This window comes from Lysinibacillus macroides (assembly GCF_001281525.1).
GTDB classification, from domain to species: Bacteria; Bacillota; Bacilli; order Bacillales_A; family Planococcaceae; genus Lysinibacillus; species Lysinibacillus macroides.
The window spans coordinates 37,906-60,583 of the sequence record NZ_LGCI01000009.1; the positions used below are offsets into that span (position 1 = coordinate 37,906).

At 38.2% G+C, this 22,678-nt stretch carries 40 protein-coding genes and 1 pseudogene; 33 read left to right on the plus strand and 8 right to left on the minus strand.

Annotation, left to right across the window (positions count from 1 at the left end; translation table 11 throughout):
• Window positions 1-24: 24 nt before the first annotated feature.
• The 3 genes from ADM90_RS14050 to ADM90_RS14060 all read left to right on the plus strand — a co-directional run bounded on the left by ADM90_RS14050 (window position 25) and on the right by ADM90_RS14060 (window position 4,003).
• Window positions 25-1,356, plus strand: coding sequence for an SPFH domain-containing protein (locus ADM90_RS14050; RefSeq protein ID WP_053995592.1), 1,332 nt, complete (start codon window positions 25-27; stop codon window positions 1,354-1,356).
• A gap of 14 nt (window positions 1,357-1,370) precedes the next feature.
• A complete protein-coding gene (locus ADM90_RS14055; protein ID WP_053995593.1) occupies window positions 1,371-2,474 on the plus strand; it encodes a TFIIB-type zinc ribbon-containing protein in 1,104 nt (367 codons plus the stop codon).
• Window positions 2,475-2,797: 323 nt separating this feature from the next.
• Window positions 2,798-4,003, plus strand: coding sequence for an EAL-associated domain-containing protein (locus ADM90_RS14060; RefSeq protein ID WP_053995594.1), 1,206 nt, complete (start codon window positions 2,798-2,800; stop codon window positions 4,001-4,003).
• A 71-nt stretch (window positions 4,004-4,074) separates the two neighbouring features.
• On the opposite strand, the gene ADM90_RS14065 is transcribed toward ADM90_RS14060, so the two are convergent.
• Both ADM90_RS14065 and ADM90_RS14070 read right to left on the minus strand, forming a co-directional pair.
• Window positions 4,075-5,235: a tyrosine-type recombinase/integrase gene (locus tag ADM90_RS14065; RefSeq protein ID WP_053995595.1), complete on the minus strand. Its 1,161-nt coding sequence runs from the start codon at window positions 5,233-5,235 to the stop codon at window positions 4,075-4,077.
• Between the two features lie 94 nt (window positions 5,236-5,329).
• The gene (locus tag ADM90_RS14070) at window positions 5,330-5,767 is read right to left on the minus strand and encodes an ImmA/IrrE family metallo-endopeptidase (RefSeq protein WP_053995596.1); all 438 of its coding nucleotides are present in this window, start codon (window positions 5,765-5,767) and stop codon (window positions 5,330-5,332) included.
• A 72-nt stretch (window positions 5,768-5,839) separates the two neighbouring features.
• On the opposite strand from ADM90_RS14070, the gene ADM90_RS14075 reads away from it, so the two are divergent.
• A complete protein-coding gene (locus ADM90_RS14075) occupies window positions 5,840-6,031 on the plus strand; it encodes a hypothetical protein (protein WP_053995597.1) in 192 nt (63 codons plus the stop codon).
• On the opposite strand, the gene ADM90_RS14080 is transcribed toward ADM90_RS14075, so the two are convergent.
• Together ADM90_RS14080 and ADM90_RS14085 are read right to left on the minus strand one after the other, a co-directional pair.
• Window positions 6,014-6,883, minus strand: a complete 870-nt coding sequence (locus ADM90_RS14080; RefSeq protein WP_053995598.1) for a hypothetical protein — start codon at window positions 6,881-6,883, stop codon at window positions 6,014-6,016. The two genes, ADM90_RS14075 and ADM90_RS14080, sit on opposite strands and share 18 nt — an antisense overlap.
• Window positions 6,884-6,900: 17 nt before the next feature.
• A complete protein-coding gene (locus ADM90_RS14085) occupies window positions 6,901-7,326 on the minus strand; it encodes a helix-turn-helix domain-containing protein (protein ID WP_053995599.1) in 426 nt (141 codons plus the stop codon).
• A gap of 160 nt (window positions 7,327-7,486) precedes the next feature.
• Here ADM90_RS14085 and ADM90_RS14090 point away from each other — a divergent pair, with 160 nt between their 5' ends.
• Window positions 7,487-7,732 carry a helix-turn-helix transcriptional regulator gene (locus tag ADM90_RS14090; protein WP_053995600.1) on the plus strand — a complete coding sequence of 82 codons (246 nt, stop codon included), beginning with the start codon at window positions 7,487-7,489 and terminating at the stop codon, window positions 7,730-7,732.
• Here the strand turns inward: ADM90_RS14090 and ADM90_RS14095 are convergent.
• Window positions 7,729-8,307, minus strand: coding sequence for a hypothetical protein (locus tag ADM90_RS14095; RefSeq protein WP_053995601.1), 579 nt, complete (start codon window positions 8,305-8,307; stop codon window positions 7,729-7,731). The genes ADM90_RS14090 and ADM90_RS14095 overlap by 4 nt on opposite strands.
• A gap of 67 nt (window positions 8,308-8,374) precedes the next feature.
• Here ADM90_RS14095 and ADM90_RS14100 point away from each other — a divergent pair, with 67 nt between their 5' ends.
• Window positions 8,375-8,563 carry a hypothetical protein gene (locus tag ADM90_RS14100; RefSeq protein ID WP_053995602.1) on the plus strand — a complete coding sequence of 63 codons (189 nt, stop codon included), beginning with the start codon at window positions 8,375-8,377 and terminating at the stop codon, window positions 8,561-8,563.
• Here the strand turns inward: ADM90_RS14100 and ADM90_RS25115 are convergent.
• Both ADM90_RS25115 and ADM90_RS14105 read right to left on the minus strand, forming a co-directional pair.
• Window positions 8,560-8,727, minus strand: a pseudogene (locus ADM90_RS25115) (KTSC domain-containing protein); the annotation flags it as partial. The gene ADM90_RS14100 and the pseudogene ADM90_RS25115 overlap by 4 nt on opposite strands.
• Before the next feature lie 85 nt (window positions 8,728-8,812).
• Window positions 8,813-9,124 (minus strand): helix-turn-helix domain-containing protein, encoded by a 312-nt coding sequence (locus ADM90_RS14105; RefSeq protein WP_053995603.1) that lies wholly within the window; start codon window positions 9,122-9,124, stop codon window positions 8,813-8,815.
• A 150-nt stretch (window positions 9,125-9,274) separates the two neighbouring features.
• Here ADM90_RS14105 and ADM90_RS14110 point away from each other — a divergent pair, with 150 nt between their 5' ends.
• Window positions 9,275-9,484 (plus strand): helix-turn-helix domain-containing protein, encoded by a 210-nt coding sequence (locus tag ADM90_RS14110; protein WP_053995604.1) that lies wholly within the window; start codon window positions 9,275-9,277, stop codon window positions 9,482-9,484.
• Window positions 9,485-9,541: 57 nt separating this feature from the next.
• Window positions 9,542-9,757, plus strand: coding sequence for a hypothetical protein (locus ADM90_RS14115; RefSeq protein WP_053995605.1), 216 nt, complete (start codon window positions 9,542-9,544; stop codon window positions 9,755-9,757).
• Here ADM90_RS14115 and ADM90_RS24530 read toward each other — a convergent pair whose 3' ends face one another.
• Window positions 9,758-9,925, minus strand: coding sequence for a hypothetical protein (locus ADM90_RS24530; protein ID WP_161804079.1), 168 nt, complete (start codon window positions 9,923-9,925; stop codon window positions 9,758-9,760). It abuts the gene before it with no gap.
• A 122-nt stretch (window positions 9,926-10,047) separates the two neighbouring features.
• Between ADM90_RS24530 and ADM90_RS14120 the strand changes: the two genes are divergently transcribed.
• The 25 genes from ADM90_RS14120 to ADM90_RS14225 all read left to right on the plus strand — a co-directional run bounded on the left by ADM90_RS14120 (window position 10,048) and on the right by ADM90_RS14225 (window position 22,630).
• A complete protein-coding gene (locus ADM90_RS14120) occupies window positions 10,048-10,389 on the plus strand; it encodes a hypothetical protein (protein ID WP_053995606.1) in 342 nt (113 codons plus the stop codon).
• 135 nt (window positions 10,390-10,524) lie between these two features.
• Window positions 10,525-10,812, plus strand: a complete 288-nt coding sequence (locus ADM90_RS14125) for a helix-turn-helix domain-containing protein (protein ID WP_053995607.1) — start codon at window positions 10,525-10,527, stop codon at window positions 10,810-10,812.
• A 12-nt stretch (window positions 10,813-10,824) separates the two neighbouring features.
• Entirely contained in the window at window positions 10,825-11,076 is a 252-nt protein-coding gene (locus ADM90_RS14130; protein ID WP_053995608.1) for a hypothetical protein, read from the plus strand.
• A 13-nt stretch (window positions 11,077-11,089) separates the two neighbouring features.
• Window positions 11,090-11,290, plus strand: coding sequence for a hypothetical protein (locus ADM90_RS14135; protein WP_053995609.1), 201 nt, complete (start codon window positions 11,090-11,092; stop codon window positions 11,288-11,290).
• The gene (locus ADM90_RS14140) at window positions 11,268-11,483 is read left to right on the plus strand and encodes a hypothetical protein (protein WP_053995610.1); all 216 of its coding nucleotides are present in this window, start codon (window positions 11,268-11,270) and stop codon (window positions 11,481-11,483) included. The genes ADM90_RS14135 and ADM90_RS14140 overlap by 23 nt, the downstream gene beginning before the upstream one ends.
• Before the next feature lie 450 nt (window positions 11,484-11,933).
• Window positions 11,934-12,173 carry a hypothetical protein gene (locus ADM90_RS14145; RefSeq protein ID WP_053995611.1) on the plus strand — a complete coding sequence of 80 codons (240 nt, stop codon included), beginning with the start codon at window positions 11,934-11,936 and terminating at the stop codon, window positions 12,171-12,173.
• Window positions 12,174-12,277: 104 nt separating this feature from the next.
• Complete coding sequence (locus ADM90_RS14150; protein WP_053995612.1) at window positions 12,278-13,021, plus strand: ERF family protein; 744 nt, start codon at window positions 12,278-12,280, stop codon at window positions 13,019-13,021.
• Window positions 13,022-13,044: 23 nt separating this feature from the next.
• Window positions 13,045-13,197, plus strand: a complete 153-nt coding sequence (locus ADM90_RS14155; RefSeq protein WP_235473557.1) for a hypothetical protein — start codon at window positions 13,045-13,047, stop codon at window positions 13,195-13,197.
• Window positions 13,198-13,209: 12 nt separating this feature from the next.
• Window positions 13,210-14,214 (plus strand): DnaD domain-containing protein, encoded by a 1,005-nt coding sequence (locus ADM90_RS14160; protein WP_053995614.1) that lies wholly within the window; start codon window positions 13,210-13,212, stop codon window positions 14,212-14,214.
• A gap of 25 nt (window positions 14,215-14,239) precedes the next feature.
• Window positions 14,240-14,593, plus strand: a complete 354-nt coding sequence (locus tag ADM90_RS14165; RefSeq protein WP_152928026.1) for a hypothetical protein — start codon at window positions 14,240-14,242, stop codon at window positions 14,591-14,593.
• Between the two features lie 47 nt (window positions 14,594-14,640).
• On the plus strand, window positions 14,641-14,991 hold the full coding sequence (locus tag ADM90_RS25120; protein ID WP_053995616.1) for a DUF6877 family protein: 351 nt from the start codon (window positions 14,641-14,643) through the stop codon (window positions 14,989-14,991).
• Between the two features lie 19 nt (window positions 14,992-15,010).
• On the plus strand, window positions 15,011-15,196 hold a 186-nt coding region (locus tag ADM90_RS25125; RefSeq protein ID WP_235473560.1), incomplete at its 3' end, for a hypothetical protein.
• A gap of 156 nt (window positions 15,197-15,352) precedes the next feature.
• Complete coding sequence (locus ADM90_RS25560) at window positions 15,353-15,952, plus strand: DnaD domain-containing protein (RefSeq protein WP_412176990.1); 600 nt, start codon at window positions 15,353-15,355, stop codon at window positions 15,950-15,952.
• Between the two features lie 25 nt (window positions 15,953-15,977).
• Complete coding sequence (locus tag ADM90_RS14180; protein WP_152928026.1) at window positions 15,978-16,331, plus strand: hypothetical protein; 354 nt, start codon at window positions 15,978-15,980, stop codon at window positions 16,329-16,331.
• Window positions 16,332-16,378: 47 nt separating this feature from the next.
• A complete protein-coding gene (locus ADM90_RS25130; protein WP_053995616.1) occupies window positions 16,379-16,729 on the plus strand; it encodes a DUF6877 family protein in 351 nt (116 codons plus the stop codon).
• A gap of 19 nt (window positions 16,730-16,748) precedes the next feature.
• On the plus strand, window positions 16,749-16,994 hold the full coding sequence (locus ADM90_RS14190; RefSeq protein WP_053995618.1) for a hypothetical protein: 246 nt from the start codon (window positions 16,749-16,751) through the stop codon (window positions 16,992-16,994).
• A 27-nt stretch (window positions 16,995-17,021) separates the two neighbouring features.
• Complete coding sequence (locus ADM90_RS14195; RefSeq protein ID WP_053995619.1) at window positions 17,022-18,020, plus strand: AAA family ATPase; 999 nt, start codon at window positions 17,022-17,024, stop codon at window positions 18,018-18,020.
• The gene (locus ADM90_RS25135; protein WP_083448565.1) at window positions 18,007-18,201 is read left to right on the plus strand and encodes a DUF6011 domain-containing protein; all 195 of its coding nucleotides are present in this window, start codon (window positions 18,007-18,009) and stop codon (window positions 18,199-18,201) included. The genes ADM90_RS14195 and ADM90_RS25135 overlap by 14 nt, the downstream gene beginning before the upstream one ends.
• Complete coding sequence (locus ADM90_RS14200; protein WP_053995620.1) at window positions 18,179-18,673, plus strand: hypothetical protein; 495 nt, start codon at window positions 18,179-18,181, stop codon at window positions 18,671-18,673. Before ADM90_RS25135 ends, ADM90_RS14200 begins: the two co-directional genes overlap by 23 nt.
• 14 nt (window positions 18,674-18,687) lie before the next feature.
• Window positions 18,688-20,157: a DNA cytosine methyltransferase gene (locus tag ADM90_RS14205; RefSeq protein WP_053995621.1), complete on the plus strand. Its 1,470-nt coding sequence runs from the start codon at window positions 18,688-18,690 to the stop codon at window positions 20,155-20,157.
• A gap of 144 nt (window positions 20,158-20,301) precedes the next feature.
• Complete coding sequence (locus ADM90_RS24870) at window positions 20,302-20,781, plus strand: hypothetical protein (protein WP_053995622.1); 480 nt, start codon at window positions 20,302-20,304, stop codon at window positions 20,779-20,781.
• On the plus strand, window positions 20,778-21,584 hold the full coding sequence (locus ADM90_RS14215; protein ID WP_053995623.1) for a DNA adenine methylase: 807 nt from the start codon (window positions 20,778-20,780) through the stop codon (window positions 21,582-21,584). The genes ADM90_RS24870 and ADM90_RS14215 overlap by 4 nt, the downstream gene beginning before the upstream one ends.
• A gap of 34 nt (window positions 21,585-21,618) precedes the next feature.
• Complete coding sequence (locus ADM90_RS24535) at window positions 21,619-21,795, plus strand: hypothetical protein (protein ID WP_161804080.1); 177 nt, start codon at window positions 21,619-21,621, stop codon at window positions 21,793-21,795.
• Window positions 21,796-21,831: 36 nt separating this feature from the next.
• Window positions 21,832-22,080 carry a hypothetical protein gene (locus ADM90_RS14220; RefSeq protein ID WP_053995624.1) on the plus strand — a complete coding sequence of 83 codons (249 nt, stop codon included), beginning with the start codon at window positions 21,832-21,834 and terminating at the stop codon, window positions 22,078-22,080.
• Between the two features lie 121 nt (window positions 22,081-22,201).
• Window positions 22,202-22,630, plus strand: a complete 429-nt coding sequence (locus tag ADM90_RS14225) for a sigma-70 family RNA polymerase sigma factor (RefSeq protein WP_412176991.1) — start codon at window positions 22,202-22,204, stop codon at window positions 22,628-22,630.
• Window positions 22,631-22,678 lie beyond the last annotated feature (48 nt).

A 22,678-nucleotide genomic window follows, 5' to 3' on the forward strand; every position in this document is an offset into this window, starting at 1 on the left:
AGCAATGTGAAGGTGGGAATATTTATGGGTTTATTAAAAGCAGGCGTTGGTGCATTAACAGGCGTTTTAGAGGATCAATGGCGGGAGTATTTTTATGGTGAGGCATTGTCCGCAGATGTTCTGGTGACAAAGGGTGTTAAACGTACTTCTAAACGAGGTGCCAATAAAGGGAATGACAATATTATTAGCAATGGCTCGATAATTGCCATCAATGAAGGGCAATGTATGTTGATTGTTGAACAGGGGAAAGTCGTAGAGTTTTCTTCGGAAGCTGGAGAATATGTCTATGATACATCAACAGAGCCTTCGATTATGTATGGCTCAGACTTGTCAGATAGTATTAAGGAAACATTTAAGCAAATAGGTAAACGTTTTACATTTGGAGGAGAGCCTGCGAAAGATCAACGAGTTTATTATTTTAATAAAAAAGAAATTGTTGGGAATAAGTATGGTACCCCTGCGCCGATTCCATTCCGTGTGATTGATCGTAATATTGGCTTAGATATCGACATTGCCATTCGTTGCCATGGTGAATATTCTTATAAAATTATTGATCCATTATTATTCTATACAAATGTATGTGGCAATGTGGAGCGTGAATTTACAAGAGATGCCATTGATAGCCAGTTAAAATCAGAATTAATGACAGCGTTACAGCCAGCCTTTGCACAAATTTCAGCAAGTGGCGTTCGTTATAGTGAAATACCTGCGCATACGGTTGCATTAGCAGATGCACTCAATAAGGTCTTATCAGAAAAATGGCTTGCTACACGTGGCTTAGCTGTTGTGTCATTTGGGATTAGCACCCTGAAAGCCTCTGAAGAAGATGAGGCGATGATTAAGCAATTACAACGCAATGCGGTAATGCGTGATCCAGGAATGGCGGCTGCACATTTAACAGGCGCTCAGGCTGAGGCGATGATTGCAGCTGCTAACAATGATGGTGGGGCGATGGCAGGATTTATGGGCATGAATATGGCTACACAAGCTGGGGGAGTCAATGCTGGCCAGCTTTATCAAATGAATGAGCAAAATAAGCAGGCACAAATGGCGCAGGCTGCTATGCAGGAGCAAACAGCAAAAGCATCAGCTACATGGACATGTACTTGTGGTCACCAAAACAGTGGAAAATTCTGTTCAAACTGTGGTGTGGCAAAACCAGCTGAAGAGGGCTGGACATGTACGTGTGGTACGGTGAATAAGGGCAAATTCTGTAGTGAATGTGGCGCGAAAAAGCCCCCTGAAGCCTTGCTCTATGCATGTGACAAATGCGGCTGGTCACCTGAGGACCCAACAAATCCACCAAAATTCTGTCCTGAATGTGGCGATATTTTTGATGAACGAGATGCGAAATAAGGAGATGATGGTGCATGTCAACACAAGAAGTTGAAAATGTGACCCAAGCTAAGCTTGATTTTGACGCTGAATGTCCGTCATGTAGTGCATCAATCGCGTTTAATCCTGCAACTGGAAAATTAACTTGTCCATATTGTGGCTTTGAGTCTGAAATTGCTACGCCTGAGCAGGAGGAAGAAAAAGTTGCCCAGGAAATGGATTTTGCGAAGGCAGAGGAACGTGGTAATTACAATTGGGGTGTAGCGAAAAAAACGGTGATTTGTAAAGCTTGTGCAGCAGAAACAATATACGATGCATTGCAGGTTGCCGATAGCTGCCCTTATTGTGGCTCCAATCAAGTCATGGAGGCTAGTGCAGAAAATACATTAGCACCAAATGGTGTATGTGCTTTTGAGGTTACCGATAAGCAGGCAGGAGAAAACTTTCACCAATGGATTAAAGGGAAGTGGTTTACACCAAAAGCTGCGAAAATAAGTGCTAAGCCGGATGCATTTAAAGGCGTGTACCTGCCTTATTGGACATTTGACTCAAAAACAAGCTCCAGATACTCCGCAAGATATGGGCGACATCGCACAGTGACAGATAAAGAAGGAAAAACACGTACAGAAACGGATTGGTATTCAACAAGTGGCTTTTATCAGGAATTTATTGATGATCATTTAGTGAGTGCGACCACTCGCTATGATCGTGCGATGATGCGGAAAATTGAACCGTTCCATTTATTAAATAATAAAGCTTATAAACCAGAATATGTAGCTGGATTTTTATCAGAGCGCTACAGTGTGGGCCTACAGGATGGCTGGAATCAAGCGCAGGGTGAAATTCATGACCACCTTCATGCACAGATTACCGCTAAAATTCGCTGGGAGCACAATGCAGATGTAGTAGCAAATTTACGCTTTTCCACAAATCATGATGATATTACCTATAAATATTTAATGTTACCGATTTGGCTATCATCATTTCGCTATAAGGAAAAAATTTATCGCTTTATGGTCAATGGGCAAACAGGCCAAGTTGGAGGAGATGCTCCTATTTCGCCGCTCCGTGTAACAATCGCTGTTATTTTATCATTACTGGTTATCGCGGTTATATGGTATTTTTTTATAGCTGAATAATAGTAGGCAGTATTCCAATATCTTGTTGGAATACTGCTTTTTTAATGGAAAAGGACTCTTTATCCTAGCTATTGATAAGACGCATGGCATAAATTATAGTAATAAAGAAAATATGCATACAGCCTTCAGTAAAAACATACAGTGACTAGATCGTGCAAAAACAAATGAATAAACAATGATGATGAAACAAAATTTCCATAAATGACGGTCGGTGAAGTTGCGATTTTATGTTAAACGACTTATGATACAGTCAAAGAGCTTTTTAGGATATGGATTTTTGAATAACAGACACGAAAGTTATTCATAATGGAGGTTTCGATGATATGGATGCAATTGAAGTGTTAACAAATTTAGATCAAATACATGGGTATTATCAACCGATATTTAGTGCAGATGCACATACGGTGATTGCCTACGAAATTTCCGGACATTTACAAATTGAAGGGCAACAAATAAATTTAAAGGATTTTGTGAATAATGAAGATATTCCAGAAGAATATCGAATCGATATGGAGCATAAAATCTTGCATGCCGCACTAGCCAATATTGATGAAATTGGATCCGATATTGATATTTATATTCCGAGCAATCCCAATCTATTAATGCAAGATTTTGGTGAAAGTCAGTTTAATATTATCCAGCAATATATAGGGGAAGAAGATTTACATCGTGTTGTTTTGGTTGTATCAGAGCACCGTTTTTTAGGAGACATTCATCAATTACATCATGCGTTACGTTATTTTACGACGTTTGGCGTGAAAATTGCTATTCAGGAAGTGGGAGCGGAAAGTCATTTAGAGCACATTGCTCTATTGGCTCCTCATATTTTAAAGGTTAATACACGTGACTTAAATTACAATTCTTGGTCGGCTCAATCGGATATGATTTCTGCAATCGGCAGCCTTGCTTATAAAATTGGGGCGAATTTATTATTTGAAGATATTGAAACGGTGTATCAGCTACAGTTTGCTTGGAAAAATGGAGGACGATTCTATCAAGGGCCATACCTCGCCAATCCAGCGACATCCTTTGTGGATAAAAATATATTAAAGGAACGCTTTAAAAAAGAATGCCAGCAATTTATTACCTCTGAAAAGAAAATGCTAGAGGCACAATACTTTCAATTGAAACAATTACGAGAGGAGCTAGAGGCGATCGTTCAACGTGTGAAGCCTACAAGTGATAATATTTCACACCTAGAGCATTTAGCTGAATTATTAGATAGCTATTCCTTCCGTCTCTATATTTGTAATGAGGATGGATTCCAGCTAACGCCTAATATTGTGCGAATCAACGGAAATTGGGAACTACAGCCACAGGCCATCAATAAAAACTGGAGCTGGCGTCCTTATTTCCTGCAAACGATTATAAAAATGCGTAACGATCAAAGTGGGGAAGTCTCTGAATTATATCGTGATATTGAGACAGGAGAAATTACACGAACATTTTCCATTGCGATCAATGCGCATGAATATTTATTTGTGGACCTTTCCTATGATTATCTGTATGAGCACAGTATTTTTAGATAAGTAGATGAATGCTTATATATCAAGGGTTGTGGGGTATAATTGAACATTGTACCCCACTTTGTACCCCAAATTTACTCGAACTTAATTAAAGAAGAGAGAACTTGCGTTGCTTTTAATTCTTCATCAGCAAGAGAATGCGCATATGCTCTCATCACCATTTCAGGTGTATCACCAACAATTTTAGCTACTGTAGTAACAGCAGTACCTTTGGCAATGAGTATACTCACAAATGTATGGCGAAGTATGTGTGCTGAGAATCGTTCAAATTGATGCTTCCTTCTTAAAGCATCAAACATTTTGGATATATAGTTACTACTGATAGGTTCTAAGTTAGCGGTAATAAATACATAATCTTCGTCTGTTAGTTCAGCATTGTACATTTTTTTTGATTCAAAGCACCATGTTTTAAATTTTTTAAAATGCTCTGCTAATTCCTTACTCATGTTGATAGTACGGATACTATTTAGCGTCTTAGGAGGACGAACACCGTACTCATCGCGAGTTTTATTAATAGAAATAGTATTTTTATCAAAATCTATATCTTTCCATGTGAGTCCAGCCAATTCACCTTTACGCATCCCTGTAGTTGCCAACGTTAACAAGATTGCATAGCGTGTGGCGTTTTCAGTTACTTTAGTAGTAACTAATACATGTTCAAGTTGTGCGGCTGTTAACGCATCTTTTTTTCGTGTGGGTTTAGCTTTACTCAAATCTAATTTGGTATAACGTCTGCGGTCTAGGACTTCTTCAGCAACCGCATCATTTAACATAGAGCCTAACGTAGAACAAACAGATTTTATTGTATTTTTACTATAGTTATTTGCAATTAAATTGTCTACAATAAGATTTTGCACCACTAGTTTAGTGATTTTATTAAGCTTTAAATGTCCAAGTTGGGGCAACACATGCCTTCTACATAACATCTCTTTATGTCTACATGTAGTGACTTCCCAACTGCCTTCTTTTAACTTCAACCATCGTTCAAACCACTGACTAAGTGTAATATTTTCATTAATCACCGTTTGCTCATTACCACTCAAAACATTCGCCTTAACAGCAATTAAAGCTTTTTCTGCATCCTGTATTGTTTTAAAACCTTGTTTTGATTTTTCTCTTCTTTTATTTGCAGTATCGTAAAATTTATAGCGATATGCAAATTTTTTCTTTTTGTCCTTATCAATATAACTATAAATATTTTCTTTTTTTGTTTTTGTCATTTTTTGTCTAGCCATATCTTTTCTCCTTTATAACACGGGCAGGTGTGTTGGGATACAGCGTAAGGCATCACCCCTTTCAAATAGGGAATATATGTTCTTTTTATGTGTATTAAAATAGCCCCTTATATTTTAGTTCCACCAGTTCTATGGGAACGTTGTGTAAGGTAGCTATATCATAAATCGTTGTTTGTTCAGAGAAATTAAATAGATTTTCATCGGGAATTAAAAGGTGGGCAGCGAATAAATTTGCTTCACGCTCAATTTTGTCGATCAAAAACAAGGTATTTTTACGCATAAATGGTGTATTTAATCTTGGGTGCAATAGCGCATGACCTAATTCATGGGCACAAACAATTCGCTTCCACTCGTCAGTGAGGTTACTATTAATGACGATGTATTTATTACGTCTATCATATTTATAGTAACCTCGTATTTCTTCATGTAAATCATATTCAATCACTTGGATGTTTAAATAGTTTGCTAGTTTGAATGGGCACGAAGTATTATACTTTTTTATTTGTTTTTCAATAAATGTTTTTAACCACATTCAATCACTTCATTTCTTAATCATTTCGTTCTATACTTATTACCATAAGTAAATCAGCAGGAGGCGGATACAATGCTTGTTAACGGTACAGATTTCATTACAATTACTTTAAGTAAAGAAGAAGTAATTGCCATAACAGAAGATTTACAACGTGCGCTTTGGTATTCGGAAGAAGGAAGCCCATGTGGCGATACCTCAGCATTGAGTAGAAAATTACACGCTCAGTTTGAGTTGTTGTCCAATCAATTAAAACAAATAGGATAAATCCTCAATAACCGAATATAAATGATCTAACGTTGTTTTTTTTACTGGATCTGAATTAGTATGGGCATTAGAGTTTCTAATCGCCTTTAAGCTATCCACGGAAGCTGCTAGTCGATTTGGCAATATATTTTCGCGTCTTAATACAGCCAATGAATCTTTGATGTATGTGTTTTGAGGTAATTTGGCCTCAGCCTTCACCTGTATTAATAAACGCAAAATATTTTCTAAAGCAATTCCACCAGTTGAAGCTGCTGCTAAATAGAGTCCTGAATTATAAGCTTTAACAGATTCTCCAAACTCATATTCAAAAGTGGGATTATTTACTTTTTGTATAATCACGTTGGTATCAATATCTTCTAATTCTGTAGAAGGAATTATAGCTGAACGAAAAGCCTTGTTAAAACGGTAATCCTTTTCATGTGAATCAGCAAGGTGTGTTCCCCAGCGATTACTACGATCAACTAGAGTACCACGATTATCATTTGTGAAGGCAACACCTGCCCATTTCCCTAAATTGTAAAAAGGGATATCAACATGGTATTCATCAATATCTAACAATTCTTTTATAAATCGGTACTTTAATTTATCTGGTCCATTTTTCAATACAGAAAATTCTTCACTTGAAATATGTGAACAGTCGATAAATACAATTTGATCCTCATTATTTTCTGAGAAAAGTAGATGAGTGTTTTTTTCATGCAGAAGTATATAAAGTTTGACAGGATTCATGAAATAAAATGAATCACTATTTTTATGTTCTTCCATATATAGTTCATTTACACGAGTTCTATAACCTTCTAAATATGGTGGGAAGAAGGTCTTTAAACCTTCTGTCAATTCCTCTATATCCATTAAAATCCCCCTACAGATTATTCATTATCCTTATATTTATTAGGAGTGTACTTCTTATTAATCCTCTGTGTCTGCCTAAAGATATGTTCCATAGATTCAATGAGCGATTCTTTTGCTTCCTCACTCATTGGCTCGCCATCGAAGGCAAGTCCGTCTGAGTGCTCAATTTCTTCACGAAATTGTTCTAGGCGTTTGGCAACATCTTGTTCGTCTTTGTTATTTTCATTAGGTACATTCTTAGTATTTGTTTCACCTAAAATATAACCAACACTCACACGATACTTTTCAGCAAGTAACTGGACATTGCTAATGGAAATATCATTACGTCCTTGCTCATAATACCCATAAGCGCTTTCGGATATATTTAGATATTTTGCAACATCTGCTTGGGTTAATTTTGATTTCTTACGCAACTCCTTTAATCTTTCTGGAACTGTAGCCATATTACTTCTCCCTTCTTTAATATTTGTAACACCATTATACAACTATTTGTTGGGTATATTGTGTGATAATATATAAAAACAACTAAAAATCTGATTTGCTGTTGACAAACAACTTTTTGTTGGGTATATTTAAAACAACAAAAAGTTGGGGGGTGATTTCTTGGTTACATCTATTCGAAGAGACGTTTTAATAACTCTTAGAAAGAATAAAGGCTGGTTGCAAAAAGATGTTGTTGAAAAATTAAAGAATGATTACAACATAATTATTTCTGAGAGTTATTATGGCATGATTGAACAAGGAGTGAGAACACCTTCATTAAAGGTAGCTCACGCAATTTCTGAATTATTTGGTGTTATAACGACAAAAATTTTTTTAAACACTAACACAACAAAATGTTGTTTTTAGAAATCTAATATCTTTGACCATTTCAAAACTTCATTATAACGATGGTTAATCTCCTCATCAGTTAGTTCTGATTGGGGATGATGTCGAAGATTACCGAGTTTATCTGTTTTAAGAGATCTAGCAATTTTTCTTTCTATCACTTCATAACGATATGAACCTTCATATAAAAAATGTATATGATGTTCTGATTTGCGTGTATGAATATAAAATTTTCCAAAACGGCTAACATCTGATTCGTTAGAGTATGTAGAATAATAATTTTTATTGTTAAAAACATATTCAAAGTACTCAATGTATTTGTTCCAGCGGTCTGTTTTATCTAAACAATGAAGGCGTAATTTAATAATTTTTTTGTCAATAGATTCAAATTCATTCAAGGTGAATGCACTTCTATTTGACATTAGTATTTTTTCAAAATTGTCGCAAATTAATAAGCAAATTTCATGATTACGAGTTTTATCAATCATCTGATAGAAAAGTTTGAGGTATCTATAGTCGAGAAATAGTTTTTTGAATTTAGCGAGTATATTTTCATCGAATTTTTCGATAGAAGTATTTGTTTGGAAATATTGCATTTAGTTTGAGTCCTTTCGTTATAAATATAATTTCACTCAATCAATATCCGTAGAAAGGGGTGAGAGCATGGAACAGAAATCAAAAACAATGGGAGAGGACAGAAAAAATTCAAAACAGTTGATGGACGAGCTTGAATTAATTTCTGCCCCTCTTGTAGCATTTGTGAAAGATAATTTCCACCCACATAGTCGAATCGAAATTACTTCTGATTCAGTTAAGGTTGTGGAAGATGTTATTGGTATACCGATAAATTAGCGTATTTGCGTGTAACTGTAACCACCTTTTTTGATGTAATAGTCGAGATACTCGCCATGAGAAGATGCGCTCATTAATCCATGGTACAGGTGTAATGGGACTGAATGGTAGTCATAGATACGTCCGCCTTTAAATTCAACCCGTAAAGTGTACGTATCTGAATTGTAGCCAACTGCTCAAAGATGGCTAGAATTCACAGGATTCATGTTCAGATGTATCACCTCCTTCCACTATCAACATTAGATGTTATTACACATCCCGTAATTGATTGATAGCTTCTAGGAGTGATTGGCGTTGGACAGGCGTTAATTCTTTGCCTACTTCGAGCCAATTAAGCAAATCAGGTGCTATGTCGGGTGTATCGCTATAAAAATCAGAAATACTTGTTCCTAGTACATCTAAGATATTCGCAAGCATATCTACGTCTGGGACAGCTCGATTGTTCTCGAATCTACTGATATAAGATTGCGAAACATGAAGATTATCAGCTACTTGTTGAGTGGTGAAGCCTTTGGATTTTCTTAAAGTTTTCAGTTTTTGACCATCGAATGATTTTTTCATAAGTGTCACCCTTTAGAACAATTTGTACTTAAATAGTAACGGTTTTATAGATTTAACACATGTAAAATATAATTTAAGAACAAATAGTTATAATTAATGTTGACATTTAGAACTATATGTACTAAATTAGATTTGCAAGGAGGTGTTACCTTGATTGGACTTACGATTGCTCGACTAAGAAAGGGCAAAAAAATGTCACAAGAAGAGTTAGGTCATCTTGTTGGTATTGAACAAACACTCATAAGCAGAATTGAGCGTAATCAACGCAAAGTCAAGACAGATGAACTTTCTTCATTTGCTAAGGCTCTAGGTGTACCAATCACCGAACTCTTAGAAGATGAAGCTAAAAACGTCATTTAATCCATCCTAATAGCTAAAACAGCGGTGGCAACGCAATCCACAGAAAGGAGTGAGAACATGGAACAGAAATCTAGCGAAGAACTACTCCGCCAACAGTTGCAGATATTGGCAGAGCGTAGCGCTAATGAAGCAACTGTATCGGATTTACCTCAACTTACATTAGCAATGGTGAAAGTTTATGAGGCTTTACAACAACAGAACTACCAACTCGATGTAATTCAAATTAAAAAAATTATTAGTGGTTTTTTGGATAAAGAACAAGTTTTGTTGTGATTAATTACTATTTCGTTCAGCTTCATATTTTTCTAAAAATGAACGTGTTATGGATGCAGCAAGCTTAGCAACACGAGCATCTATCTTGTGAGCTACATTTTCAAGGTCAAGTTTAGATGTGTACTCTTCAACGATTTCATTTTCAATATCTTTTAAAGTTTTTTTCATATGTATCACCTACCTTTCTAGGTGGATTATAACATATGAGAAATTTTAGAATTAATAGTTTCTATCTATCCAAATAGCCTACACAGCGATGGCAACGCAATCCAAACGAAAGGGGTGAGAGCATGAATGCTTTGAACTTAACTGACCCACAACAATTTGCTAAAGCCTTACTTGAAATGAGTGGTGTTACGAAAGAAGTAGTGATGGAAGCATACATGAAAAAATTAGAAGAGGATGCTTCCTCTTCGAGAATACTTTGGGAACTAAAAGACCTTGAAGAGGCTACAACATTTACAGGTAATGCACTGGAAACAAAATTTCTTCAAGACCCTAGAATCTTGCAATATCAAAGGCAAGATGTCCCTCGTGGTAAGCGCGTGTGGTTGCGTGAACCGACAGCTAAAGTGATATACGAAATTGTTCAAAACGAATGGCTGTGCGTTGGAGCGATTAAAGAATTTTGATAAACACGGGCAGGTGTGTATCAAGAATTTTGGGATATTTCACTTCCTATCACTATATTAAGTTAACTTGGAAAAAATAGATAATCCATTATGGACTATAGTCCATTTTCGACTTTTCGAGAGGGGGTGAAGGCGTTGAGAGCTTTGTCCCTAGATTTTGCAAAGGTACTTAAGAAATTTAGGAAGGATGCCAAGCTGACACAAGAAGAAATGGCTTGTCAACTCAATATGACCCAGTCGCATGTGAGTAAGTATGAGCAAGGGCGTAAGATTATAGACCTTGAAACATTTTTAAAATGGGCGCAGATAACAAACGCCGAGGCGCAAGCTGCCATCATCATGTTTGGGACTGATGTTATCGCACATGCAAGCCAATTGATTTCCGTTGTGCCAGCTTTTATCTGGGTGTTAATTCAATTTTAAGGAGTGAGCTAGATGGTGGAAGAAATAGAAATTGTCTATGACAAACATGATCGGATGCAGTACCATCCTGATTTCCACTTTGCACATGGTCAGCCGTTTTCTGATTCCGATTTAGAGTATATTTGCAAATTTTACGAGGCGGATCACACCAGGACAATATCATTTGCAATTGGAAAAACAGAGCACGCTATCCGAACTAAAGTAAATTATCTCAAAAAAATTGGGCTGTTTGAGCGTTATAAAAACCGCAATAAATACTGGTAGGAGGCATTATTCTATGGACCGTAAAAGAATCTTGGAAATAGATATAGCAGCAAAAAAAGCCTGTATTGAGGACTTGCTAGTGGCTATCGAATTTTATGAACAAGAAAAAATGTACCACATGGCGGCTGAATGCACGTGGAGAATCAAAAAGGCGGAACACGCCATTAAATATATGGAGGGGCTGATAAACAATGAATGCAATCGAAGCAGTTAATCATTATGCCCAACGTGGTGAGCGTGTGGATGGTGTGTTACAACATATCGTTACAAGTGAAGTGGTGCGATTACACAAAGCCCTTGAGTTTTATGCGGCTGATTCATACGAAACATTACCTATAGCAATAAGAATACTTGAGGATGGTGGGAAAACAGCACGTTTAGCGCTGGCAGGTGAATCGGATGAGTGAAACACTGGAATTAATACTAGAGGGCGTCATTTGTGAGCAATGCGGTAGTGTGATTGACGGTAATGCATCGGGCTATCCTCGTACGTGTGAGGATTGCGAAAATTGATAGGAGGTGTACAGGTGCGAATTAAACCTAGAGCATGGAAGCGCATGACATTAAAACAAAAGCTTGTGTGTATATATTTCCATTGCAACAAACGCACTATATCAAAGGTTTATAACACACAAAATTTACTAAATCGCTTTTGTAAGTATATAAAAAAAGCTGCTTAACCGTTGGAGCGATTAAACAGCAAATAACCTATAACAAATATATTATATCACAATTTTGACGTTTGCGAGTGTGATCTCGCTCTCGTCAAGCAGTCTACAACTCCGTTCCTCCCCTTGACGGATTGCTTTGCAGTTATAGGCTGCTTGATGGGATTCCATCAGAAAGTAGGTGAAATTATGTCCATTTGCGAGAAATTACAGTTAGCAATAGATGTTATTAAAAAATGCGACCTTGAGAAGGATGTATTGAATGTCGTGATAGCTCATACAGATAAGGTCGAAATTTTGATTAACAATGAAAATACACTTTTGCAATTCGGAAAAGGTGTGAAAACAGTTAATCATAAAGGGAAAATGTTTAATAGTAAATCATCCATTATTGTTGATGGTGTAGAAATTTATTCCTATCACAATTAAAAAACCACTGTTCCAGCAGTGGTTAAAAAATAATCTTTTTTCAAATAAGTTACAAATATTGTACGCCATTGGCTCCAAGAAATCAAGAGGGAGGATACAAACATATGAATATTTCACAACAACAGCCGATGAGTCTAGCTAAAAAGTTAGTCGAAATTCGTAGGAATATTGGCGGTTTTACAAAGGATACAAAAGGCTACAACTACAGCTATGTTTCAGGTTCACAGGTGCTAACCAAAATTCAGCATACAATGAACGAGTTAGGTGTATTGCTGATCCCTAAGGTGCTAGATCAACAATTTAAAGAACATCCGTACAAAGATAAGTATGGTAAGGATAAATTAGATTTTATCGTTTATGGCAGTATGTCCTATGTCTGGATGAATGCAGATGATCCAAAAGATATTATTGAGGTTCCTTTTTACTACACAGGGGCACAAGACGATGTATCGAAGGCATTTGGAAGCGGCTTAACCTATAGCGAGCGTTATTTCATTATCAAATTTTTTAATCTGCCTACAGATAGCGATGATCCAGATGCACGTAACACGAGCGGTCGTTCGCAAAATCAAGGTTATCCGCCGCAAGGGAACAACCAACAAATGCAACAGCAAGCTCAACAGGGGCAGTCTAGCCAACCAGGGCTAAGGACGCAAGAGCAATTTAACGAAATGGCGCAATTGCTAAGCGAAATAGCAACAGTTTATGGTTCAGATCCCAACACAGTTTATAACGGCGCAATGCAAAAATGTAGTATTCCGGATAAAATTTCAGATTTATTAACGTCAAAGGAAGCAAAGCTGCTAATTGATTACTTACGTGCGCTCAAAATGCAGGTAGCACAATGAGCTACGTGCCAAGCAGAGTATTGTTGCCACAGTGGATTTTTGACCAAGCGGCAGGCGATGAAACAGAGCTGTATCGCCTAGTGCGCCGCTACCTATGGCAGAGCTACCAAGGCTATAAAATCATCAGAATAGAAGGTAGCTTCGCCATCTGTGAACGGCTCGATAAATTTCTATAGGAGGATCAACGGATGGAGAATAAAAACATCGTAAGAGTAGTCAAAAATAAAGATTATACAATTATTAACAATACATCCCTTTATGATAAAAATCTGAGCTGGAAAGCAAAAGCCATCCATGTCTTTATGCTCTCTAAACCTGATGATTGGACATTTCATAATAGTGAACTTGTGCAATGGGCAACAGATGGTGATTCATCCTTTGATACAGGCTTGAAAGAACTAAAGAAATACGGCTATGTCAAAAAAGAAAGACGTCGTGGTAAAGAGGGGAAGTTTGAGTGGGTGACGGTGGTATACGAAGTACCACAAGCTGAGGATGAGGGAGAGCAAGAACAACAGGCAGAACAGCCATTACCTGAAAAACCATCCATGGAAAATCAGCCTATGGTAGAACCATACCCCGAAAAACCATCCATGGAAAATCCACGAGTGGAAAAACCATTCGTGGAAAATCAAGGACTACTAAATACTAATATACCAAGTACTGATTTACTAAGTACTGAAAGATTAATTAATAATACTGCTGATGATAAGGAGCCACCTGTTTACGCAGCAACAGAAAAGCAAACCGCTCCTCCAGCACAAAATGCATTTACGTTCTACGAGCAAAATCATTTTGGAGCGCTAGGCTCTTTAATCATTTACAAAATGGATCAATGGATAAATGACCTGTCAGAGCCTTTAGTTATCCATGCGATGGAAAAAGCCGTACTGAACGGAAAAACAAACTGGGGTTATGTGGAAACCATCTTAAAAGATTGGTTTAACAAGAAACTCTTAACGTTGGAAGCGGTTGAAGCAGCTGACCTACAGTGGAAAAATCAACAAATCCAAGCTAAACAGCAACGTAATCAGTCGTCAAGATATTATCCACCAAAACAGCAAACAGCACCTGTACCTGAATGGTTTAAAAATCGCCATGACACCGTTCCTGATGATGTACCTGAATCAACGTCAACCATAGATTTTGAAGCAGAACGTCAAAAAATCTTAGAAATGTTAGGGAAGGGGTAGTGTGATGAACAGACATGAGGAGCACATGAAAATACGTGAACATTTTACCAAGGTTGCACAAGCTAAAGGGACTTTTACTAACGGTACCGATCAAGCATTGGTACGAACGGTGACACAGTCTGAAATGAAAGATAATCAAGAACAAAAAATTGAGCGTTTACAGAAGGAAAATGAGCGTCTGCGTGAACAACAGAATCAGTTAATGTCAGACTACCTTAATGATTTAGATGTGTTAGCTGAACATGCGTTGTTTATATCAAAATTACGTAAAGAGCTAGGTGAAATCAAGAAATTAAAAGAGTTCTATTTCAACACATCTGTTATGTATTATGCAGCACTTGAATTTTATGCAGATGCAAGCAAATATGAACCGCAATAGTGGAGAGATTGCACGTCAAGCATTGACGGATTTGACAGGTGAAACTCATGACACATGAGGAAGTAGCCAAGTATATCAATCAACTGATTAGCGAGTATCAGTTCCCGCTACCGGTCTTACAAGATGTCCACAAGCGGCTAAGCGACAGCCAATGTCCACACTACGCCATGCAGCAGCTACGGTATTTAGACAACCATGTACGAGCTGGTACTGCTAATGGCGGACAGCCACAGCAACAATTTGGCAGCACTATGCCAAGTCAAGGGGCATACGGTAACAATGCTTATCAGCAAAATCAGCCGCCTATGAACCAGCCAAGCTATACACGAGTGGATGAGGACCCATTTGCAAATAGCAAAGCACCAATAGAAGTGATGGATGAGGATCTTCCGTTCTAAAAAAAGAGAAGGTGAATCTATGAATCAAATAGAGTTAGATTTAGGCATCCCGATTGATGAGAGCAAACTAGACCATAACCCTATGGTGAATACATACGGTTATGGTCCAGAAGACAAGCGCTGTAAGCATTGTAAACATCTATTCGCTAGGCAATATGCCAGAACCTATTACAAATGTGGTTTACGACAAAATACAAACGGTGCANGTAAAGAGGGGAAGTTTGAGTGGGTGACGGTGGTATACGAAGTACCACAAGCTGAGGATGAGGGAGAGCAAGAACAACAGGCAGAACAGCCATTACCTGAAAAACCATCCATGGAAAATCAGCCTATGGTAGAACCATACCCCGAAAAACCATCCATGGAAAATCCACGAGTGGAAAAACCATTCGTGGAAAATCAAGGACTACTAAATACTAATATACCAAGTACTGATTTACTAAGTACTGAAAGATTAATTAATAATACTGCTGATGATAAGGAGCCACCTGTTTACGCAGCAACAGAAAAGCAAACCGCTCCTCCAGCACAAAATGCATTTACGTTCTACGAGCAAAATCATTTTGGAGCGCTAGGCTCTTTAATCATTTACAAAATGGATCAATGGATAAATGACCTGTCAGAGCCTTTAGTTATCCATGCGATGGAAAAAGCCGTACTGAACGGAAAAACAAACTGGGGTTATGTGGAAACCATCTTAAAAGATTGGTTTAACAAGAAACTCTTAACGTTGGAAGCGGTTGAAGCAGCTGACCTACAGTGGAAAAATCAACAAATCCAAGCTAAACAGCAACGTAATCAGTCGTCAAGATATTATCCACCAAAACAGCAAACAGCACCTGTACCTGAATGGTTTAAAAATCGCCATGACACCGTTCCTGATGATGTACCTGAATCAACGTCAACCATAGATTTTGAAGCAGAACGTCAAAAAATCTTAGAAATGTTAGGGAAGGGGTAGTGTGATGAACAGACATGAGGAGCACATGAAAATACGTGAACATTTTACCAAGGTTGCACAAGCTAAAGGGACTTTTACTAACGGTACCGATCAAGCATTGGTACGAACGGTGACACAGTCTGAAATGAAAGATAATCAAGAACAAAAAATTGAGCGTTTACAGAAGGAAAATGAGCGTCTGCGTGAACAACAGAATCAGTTAATGTCAGACTACCTTAATGATTTAGATGTGTTAGCTGAACATGCGTTGTTTATATCAAAATTACGTAAAGAGCTAGGTGAAATCAAGAAATTAAAAGAGTTCTATTTCAACACATCTGTTATGTATTATGCAGCACTTGAATTTTATGCAGATGCAAGCAAATATGAACCGCAATAGTGGAGAGATTGCACGTCAAGCATTGACGGATTTGACAGGTGAAACTCATGACACATGAGGAAGTAGCCAAGTATATCAATCAACTGATTAGCGAGTATCAGTTCCCGCTACCGGTCTTACAAGATGTCCACAAGCGGCTAAGCGACAGCCAATGTCCACACTACGCCATGCAGCAGCTACGGTATTTAGACAACCATGTACGAGCTGGTACTGCTAATGGCGGACAGCCACAGCAACAATTTGGCAGCACTATGCCAAGTCAAGGGGCATACGGTAACAATGCTTATCAGCAAAATCAGCCGCCTATGAACCAGCCAAGCTATACACGAGTGGATGAGGACCCATTTGCAAATAGCAAAGCACCAATAGAAGTGATGGATGAGGATCTTCCGTTCTAAAAAAAGAGAAGGTGAATCTATGAATCAAATAGAGTTAGATTTAGGCATCCCGATTGATGAGAGCAAACTAGACCATAACCCTATGGTGAATACATACGGTTATGGTCCAGAAGACAAGCGCTGTAAGCATTGTAAACATCTATTCGCTAGGCAATATGCCAGAACCTATTACAAATGTGGTTTACGACAAAATACAAACGGTGCAGCTACAGATCAACGAGTGAATTGGCGAGCTTGTAGCAAGTATGAAAATAACGAGAGATAACCGTCATTTTAGAAAGGGGAAAGGGCTATGGCTACAACAGAACCGAAGTTTTTTTACGAACTGCTAAGAATATTAAAAACGGCTTATACTGGTGACCAAATTAGCATAGCTTACGAAGCTGAAAAAATTGCTGAAAAGTATGAGAAAAAAGGGTTGCAGGAGCGAGCAAATAAGATACGAGTACAAATAGAGAAATTAAGAGGTAAGAGGAGTAATAACCCTTTGGGGGAAAAGGCGCAGCGTCTTGGGTGTGAGTTTTTTTACCCAAGTGAAGCGGCTGTTAAAGCCAGGGACTTTGTACCAACGTCCAAAAATAAAACAACTATCGCTGAACTTATCAGTGTTATGAGAAAAAAAGAAGTTTTTTGGGAAGCAGAAATCCCGCTTCCTAACAAAACACTCTTATTTGGTCCACCAGGTACAGGCAAAACAATTAGTGCTCACTATATGGCAAGTCTATTAAATTTACCACTTATGCTAGTGCGATTAGATACATTAATTGATAGTCACCTTGGAGGCACAGCGGGCAATTTGAGGAAGATTTTTGATCTGGCCAATGAACAACCTTGCGTACTATTTTTGGATGAATTTGATGCGATTGCTACTAACCGCAAAAGGCTACAAGGTGACAGTCCAGAAAATGAAATGAAACGAGTCGTAAACTCATTATTACAAAACTTAGATGCTCTAAGCGATGAGGTAGTTTTACTGGCTGCTACTAATCTTGATAGTGATATAGATCCTGCTGTGTGGCGCCGTTTTCATAATCGTATGGATTACGAGCTGCCTAATGAGGACGAAATGTTTTTCTATTTGGGCAAAAATCTAGCCGATCATTTTCTTATCTGTGAAATACTACCACACTTAATTGGCCGAACGTTCTCAGACGTTGAGATTATCTTAAATAAGGCTAAAACAAAAAGTATATTAAGGTCGGTAGATTTAACTGCAACACTCATTCAAGAGTCATTGGATGAATTATTACTCCAAGAGTTAGAACCGAGGAATAATCATGAGTCATTGTAAACGATGCAACAGACCATTAAAAAGCGGCGAATCTATCATACGGCAATATGGACCTACTTGCTGGCAACGACATTTAGATGATCTTGAACAGGAGTTTTTAAAGAATCAGCTCACTATCTTTGACATACTACGGGATACCATAAATGGAGGAGATGAAGATGTTACTAGGGAGATGTGTTGATCCAGGGCCTTCTTCTAATCTAAAAAAAGGCGAGGTGTACTACCTATTTCCGCATGGCGGCCTAGCATACTGTGCTAGTCGCTTCCCTAGAATTGGCTCAAAATTTGGCATATATCAAAAAAGCCGCTTTGAGCTAGTAGAGGTTGCTATTGATACACCAGCGCAAGCACCTAATAAATATTTAGCTCGCGTAATAAATCCACCCTCACATTTTTACCAAGTGGGAGAGGAGTACATCATTACAGAGCCAAGGACAGACGGCTACTACAGTGTGTATTATAAGCACCGTTCAGATGGGCCACCGATTGGCGCGTATAGACGTACGGATTGCTTTGAGCGTGTGATCCCGATTAAAGAATCAGAAGCAGACAAGGCTACCGTGTTTGAGGTTGGGGCAAGAACTGTACCAGAAGCGGTCAAGGTAAACGTGGCCGCCAAACAACCAAAATATGAGCAGCTTAGTTTGTTTTAAGTACAAGAACCAAAATGTGCAGGAAGGAGAATGTGAAATTGAAGCAGCTAGATTTATTTAGGGAAATCATAGTTGACAACTTTGCTGGCGGAGGCGGAGCCAGTACAGGAATAGAAATGGCCACAGGTATGAGTGTAGACATAGCCATCAACCACGATCCAGCAGCCATCGCTATGCACAAGTTAAATCATCCAGACACGGAACATTTTTGCGAATCTGTATGGGATGTTGATCCAAAAGAAGCCGTTCGAGGGCGTAAAGTTGGGCTTGCTTGGTTTAGCCCAGATTGCAAACATTTTAGTAAAGCTAAAGGTGGCAAGCCAGTAGACAAAAATATACGTGGGTTAGCATGGGTAGCTGTTAAATGGGCTATCACTGTAAAACCACGTGTAATAATGTTAGAAAACGTAGAAGAATTTAAGACATGGGGACCGATAGATGAAAATGGTAATCCTATTAAATGGCAAATAGGTGTAACATTTAATAGTTTTATAAAAGCGTTAGAGGTACTAGGTTACAATGTAGAATTTAAAGATCTTAGAGCTTGTGACTATGGAGCACCAACAACACGCAAACGCTTCTTTATGATTGCACGTTCGGATGGGCGACCTATTGTGTGGCCAAACCCCACTCATGGAGACCCCAACAGTGAGGAAGTGAAAAATGGGAAATTAAAACCATGGCGCACAGCAGGTGAAATAATTGATTGGTCCATTGGTACACCATCCATATTTGATAGAAAAAAGCCACTTGCTGAAAATACTATGAGGAGAATTGCAAGGGGAATAGAACGCTTTGTCGTAAATAATCCATCACCATTTATCGTTCGTATTGGTCAAACAGGATTTGGGGGAGATAGATTACAATATCCACTTAATATGCCACTTACAACGATTACGACAAAGGCAGAGCATTTACTTGTCGCTCCTACATTCCTAGTGAATACATCAGGGCACCCAGGTAGTAAACTGAGTGATCCACTTAAGACAATAACTACAGGTGGACATCATGCATTAATAACACCTTTTCTAACAACTTATTATACAGAAACAACTAAAAATGGAGTAAGAGGTCAAACATTACAGGAGCCAATTGCTACAATTCCTACTGCCAATAGGTTCGGATTAGTTAATGCTTTTTTAACCAAATATTACGGGTCAGACATTGGTCAACAAGTAGATGAACCTTTACACACGATAACAACAAAAGATCGATTTGGGCTTATTACAGTGCATGGCAAACCCTATCAAAATCAAATTGTTGATATTGGTATGCGTATGTTACAGCCTCATGAACTTTATGCAGCTCAAGGTTTTCCTGCAAATTATTTAATAGATAAATATGCTAATGGTCAAAAAATTCCTAAAGCAGAACAAGTCAAACGGGTAGGCAATAGCGTTCCGCCAGATTTACCTGAAGCTCTAGTTCGTGCAAATTTACCAGAGTTGTGCGCTCGATCTAGTCGATATGCGGTTGGGGTTTAATACACACAATGCTAATTTGGAGGGTAGAGGATGGAGTTAATTTTAATAGGCTTTGCGGCAGGGATATGGATTTCATATTTTTTAGATAAAAAAATTACAAAATAGATAAGCACAATGTCAATTTTAAAAAAGGAGATATGAAAAATGAAGATAAAAGACGTTAATTTCATACCGCCAAAATTCGTTTTTAATAAAGATTACATTGAAGCTGGGTGTCCAGTGAGATATTTCGAATTCAATAAGCATGAATATTATGGCTTGGTGGCAACACACCGAGAAGCAAGCGAAATAAAAACTAGCGCAAAAAGTCATAAAGACCAAGCGTTTGAAATCTATTATGAGGCTGTCGCAGGAGATTCTTTAGAAAGTGTTCTACTGGAAGGTGAGCCTAACGAAATTTCGAAATCAGAGGCTTTGCTTAAATTCTTGCTTGCAAAAGATACTAAAAATGAAATCGTAGGCGAGCTAATTGAGGAATTTGAAACTATCAAGAATGGTGTCGTTTTATATGTCAATGTTGTTCAGCAATGGGAACTTGATAGTGTAAAACCTTTACCTAAGCCAGTGCCAGCAAAAGGGCAACTTAGTCTATGGGAGTGGAATGAGGAGGCGCTTGTACCATGAGTAGCATACCGCGCATTTTACATTATCCAGGCAGCAAATGGTCCTTAGCAGATTGGATTATCAGCCACTTCCCGGACCACGAAACATATTTAGAGCCTTTCTTTGGATCCGGAGCCGTGCTTTTTTCTAAAAAACGTAGCCAGCTGGAGACTGTCAATGACTTAGATGGGGAAATTGTTAATCTATTCCAGGTTATTCGAGAGCGGCCAGACGAATTGGCCCATCAAATTAAATTTACACCACATAGTCGCCAAGAATATTACAACAGCTATTTAGTAGCGGATAACGAGTTGGAACGAGCTAGACGCTTAATCGTTCGTTTGTGGCAAGGTCGCGGAGGGAAAACAAGCCACCGTACAGGATGGCGCTCAATGATTGAAATGAATGGCCCATTACCAGGCAAAGAATGGCTTAGGTTTCCGGAAAAAATCGCTGTCGTCGCCGAAAGGTTAGTCGGTGTACAAATTGAAAACCAGCCTGCAGTCGAATTAATCCAACGTTACTCGAGGCAGAACGTTTTAATCTATGCTGATCCGCCTTACATCTTATCAACACGAACAACAACCAGCTACAAACACGAAATGACAAACGAGCAACACGAGGAATTACTTACAGTTTTAAATAGTCATCCCGGTCCAGTTATTTTATCGGGCTATGAAAATGAGCTTTATAGTACCTTGCTCAAAGATTGGCATAAGGAGCATAGACAAGCAAAGGCAGAGGGTGGCGCATCACGGATAGAAACGCTTTATATTAACCCTGTTGTTGCAGAACATGGATGTAGGCAACAGACTTTATTTTAACTAAGTGCAATACCAAAGGGAAGGGAGCAAATAGATGCAAGAGGTAAAACTAGGCAACACATTTGTGATCCGAACAGATGACGAAAATTTTAAACAAGCTATCGATCAGTTTTTAGCTAGTCACTGTGATGAAAATAAAGTAAATGCAGCATGTTACGACTTAAATGAGGTGGGTGCAAAAAAAGTAATGGATATTGTATTTGAAGAGTAAATATTCATCACAATATCGAAAGAGAGGAGTCAACAAATGTTAGAAATTACGGAAAAGCGCCTTATCACTACTCGTAAGACGCATGAATGTTACGGTTGTATGGGTGCAATTAACAAAGGCGAAACTGTGGTATTCATCATAGCAAAACAAGATGAACAACCTATACGATTCCATTTGCACCAGGAATGCAATATAAAGTTGGCCAAGAATAAAAATGCATTAGACGGCATCTATTACGGCTGCTTAAATGACTTGCAGCCAACACCACAGTGGTTAGCAGAATAAAAAAGCCATAGCACTGCCATGCTATGACCTTCGCCCTCCTATGAGGCTAACAATACTAGCATTATACCATAGGAGGGCAACTTATATGCAATTAGCAGATACACCCAACAAAGTAAATGAAATGATTAAAGATTACATAATGATGAAACAAGAAATTGCACGTCTTGAAAGAATCTTATACGGCTTTACGATTCCAATGGAGAATTGGGGTGTGGCGCAATATGGTATTGATGCCGCAATGCCTAGAGGCTCTAACGGAAAAAGCCAAGCTGAATTAAGACAAATGGATATTAGAGAAAAAAAGCAACTTGGAAGATTAACGATCTTACGAGCCAAGGTTACGATTTTAGAAAAATATACAGACAGTTTCCCAGATTTAGCTACTAATATTATTTATGATCGAATACTAGATGGTTGGACATATAAATCAATTGCAACCGAATTGCGTGTTAGCGCTACCTATGTGAAAAAGCGCAAACATTACATTGTGGATTTAATTACAAATGAGCAAAAAACTCAAAAAGTCCCAAAGTACACGAAAAACCCCTAGAGTCACAAAAAACCCCTCCGTGCCCCTTCCGACCCCTTTTTTGCAAAG

Excerpts from the sequence above, each read along its gene's own strand:
- ADM90_RS14160 (WP_053995614.1), top strand. The coding sequence starts at position 13,210 with ATGGAGAATAAAAACATCGTAAGAGTAGTCAAAAATAAAGATTATACA.
- ADM90_RS14215 (WP_053995623.1), top strand. The coding sequence starts at position 20,778 with ATGAGTAGCATACCGCGCATTTTACATTATCCAGGCAGCAAATGGTCC.
- ADM90_RS14075 (WP_053995597.1), top strand. The coding sequence starts at position 5,840 with ATGCTTGTTAACGGTACAGATTTCATTACAATTACTTTAAGTAAAGAA.
- ADM90_RS24870 (WP_053995622.1), top strand. The coding sequence starts at position 20,302 with ATGAAGATAAAAGACGTTAATTTCATACCGCCAAAATTCGTTTTTAAT.
- ADM90_RS14120 (WP_053995606.1), top strand. The coding sequence starts at position 10,048 with ATGAATGCTTTGAACTTAACTGACCCACAACAATTTGCTAAAGCCTTA.
- ADM90_RS14070 (WP_053995596.1), bottom strand. The coding sequence starts at position 5,767 with ATGTGGTTAAAAACATTTATTGAAAAACAAATAAAAAAGTATAATACT.
- ADM90_RS14130 (WP_053995608.1), top strand. The coding sequence starts at position 10,825 with ATGGTGGAAGAAATAGAAATTGTCTATGACAAACATGATCGGATGCAG.
- ADM90_RS14105 (WP_053995603.1), bottom strand. The coding sequence starts at position 9,124 with ATGAAAAAATCATTCGATGGTCAAAAACTGAAAACTTTAAGAAAATCC.
- ADM90_RS14165 (WP_152928026.1), top strand. The coding sequence starts at position 14,240 with ATGAAAATACGTGAACATTTTACCAAGGTTGCACAAGCTAAAGGGACT.
- ADM90_RS25120 (WP_053995616.1), top strand. The coding sequence starts at position 14,641 with ATGACACATGAGGAAGTAGCCAAGTATATCAATCAACTGATTAGCGAG.
- ADM90_RS14055 (WP_053995593.1), top strand. The coding sequence starts at position 1,371 with ATGTCAACACAAGAAGTTGAAAATGTGACCCAAGCTAAGCTTGATTTT.
- ADM90_RS14080 (WP_053995598.1), bottom strand. The coding sequence starts at position 6,883 with ATGGATATAGAGGAATTGACAGAAGGTTTAAAGACCTTCTTCCCACCA.
- ADM90_RS14065 (WP_053995595.1), bottom strand. The coding sequence starts at position 5,235 with ATGGCTAGACAAAAAATGACAAAAACAAAAAAAGAAAATATTTATAGT.
- ADM90_RS14100 (WP_053995602.1), top strand. The coding sequence starts at position 8,375 with ATGGAACAGAAATCAAAAACAATGGGAGAGGACAGAAAAAATTCAAAA.
- ADM90_RS14205 (WP_053995621.1), top strand. The coding sequence starts at position 18,688 with ATGTGCAGGAAGGAGAATGTGAAATTGAAGCAGCTAGATTTATTTAGG.
- ADM90_RS14150 (WP_053995612.1), top strand. The coding sequence starts at position 12,278 with ATGAATATTTCACAACAACAGCCGATGAGTCTAGCTAAAAAGTTAGTC.
- ADM90_RS25560 (WP_412176990.1), top strand. The coding sequence starts at position 15,353 with ATGGAAAATCCACGAGTGGAAAAACCATTCGTGGAAAATCAAGGACTA.
- ADM90_RS14095 (WP_053995601.1), bottom strand. The coding sequence starts at position 8,307 with ATGCAATATTTCCAAACAAATACTTCTATCGAAAAATTCGATGAAAAT.
- ADM90_RS25130 (WP_053995616.1), top strand. The coding sequence starts at position 16,379 with ATGACACATGAGGAAGTAGCCAAGTATATCAATCAACTGATTAGCGAG.
- ADM90_RS14220 (WP_053995624.1), top strand. The coding sequence starts at position 21,832 with ATGTTAGAAATTACGGAAAAGCGCCTTATCACTACTCGTAAGACGCAT.
- ADM90_RS14195 (WP_053995619.1), top strand. The coding sequence starts at position 17,022 with ATGGCTACAACAGAACCGAAGTTTTTTTACGAACTGCTAAGAATATTA.
- ADM90_RS14085 (WP_053995599.1), bottom strand. The coding sequence starts at position 7,326 with ATGGCTACAGTTCCAGAAAGATTAAAGGAGTTGCGTAAGAAATCAAAA.
- ADM90_RS14145 (WP_053995611.1), top strand. The coding sequence starts at position 11,934 with ATGTCCATTTGCGAGAAATTACAGTTAGCAATAGATGTTATTAAAAAA.
- ADM90_RS14115 (WP_053995605.1), top strand. The coding sequence starts at position 9,542 with ATGGAACAGAAATCTAGCGAAGAACTACTCCGCCAACAGTTGCAGATA.
- ADM90_RS14060 (WP_053995594.1), top strand. The coding sequence starts at position 2,798 with ATGGATGCAATTGAAGTGTTAACAAATTTAGATCAAATACATGGGTAT.
- ADM90_RS24530 (WP_161804079.1), bottom strand. The coding sequence starts at position 9,925 with ATGAAAAAAACTTTAAAAGATATTGAAAATGAAATCGTTGAAGAGTAC.
- ADM90_RS24535 (WP_161804080.1), top strand. The coding sequence starts at position 21,619 with ATGCAAGAGGTAAAACTAGGCAACACATTTGTGATCCGAACAGATGAC.
- ADM90_RS14225 (WP_412176991.1), top strand. The coding sequence starts at position 22,202 with ATGATTAAAGATTACATAATGATGAAACAAGAAATTGCACGTCTTGAA.
- ADM90_RS14050 (WP_053995592.1), top strand. The coding sequence starts at position 25 with ATGGGTTTATTAAAAGCAGGCGTTGGTGCATTAACAGGCGTTTTAGAG.
- ADM90_RS25135 (WP_083448565.1), top strand. The coding sequence starts at position 18,007 with ATGAGTCATTGTAAACGATGCAACAGACCATTAAAAAGCGGCGAATCT.
- ADM90_RS14190 (WP_053995618.1), top strand. The coding sequence starts at position 16,749 with ATGAATCAAATAGAGTTAGATTTAGGCATCCCGATTGATGAGAGCAAA.
- ADM90_RS14200 (WP_053995620.1), top strand. The coding sequence starts at position 18,179 with ATGTTACTAGGGAGATGTGTTGATCCAGGGCCTTCTTCTAATCTAAAA.
- ADM90_RS14180 (WP_152928026.1), top strand. The coding sequence starts at position 15,978 with ATGAAAATACGTGAACATTTTACCAAGGTTGCACAAGCTAAAGGGACT.
- ADM90_RS14135 (WP_053995609.1), top strand. The coding sequence starts at position 11,090 with ATGGACCGTAAAAGAATCTTGGAAATAGATATAGCAGCAAAAAAAGCC.
- ADM90_RS14140 (WP_053995610.1), top strand. The coding sequence starts at position 11,268 with ATGAATGCAATCGAAGCAGTTAATCATTATGCCCAACGTGGTGAGCGT.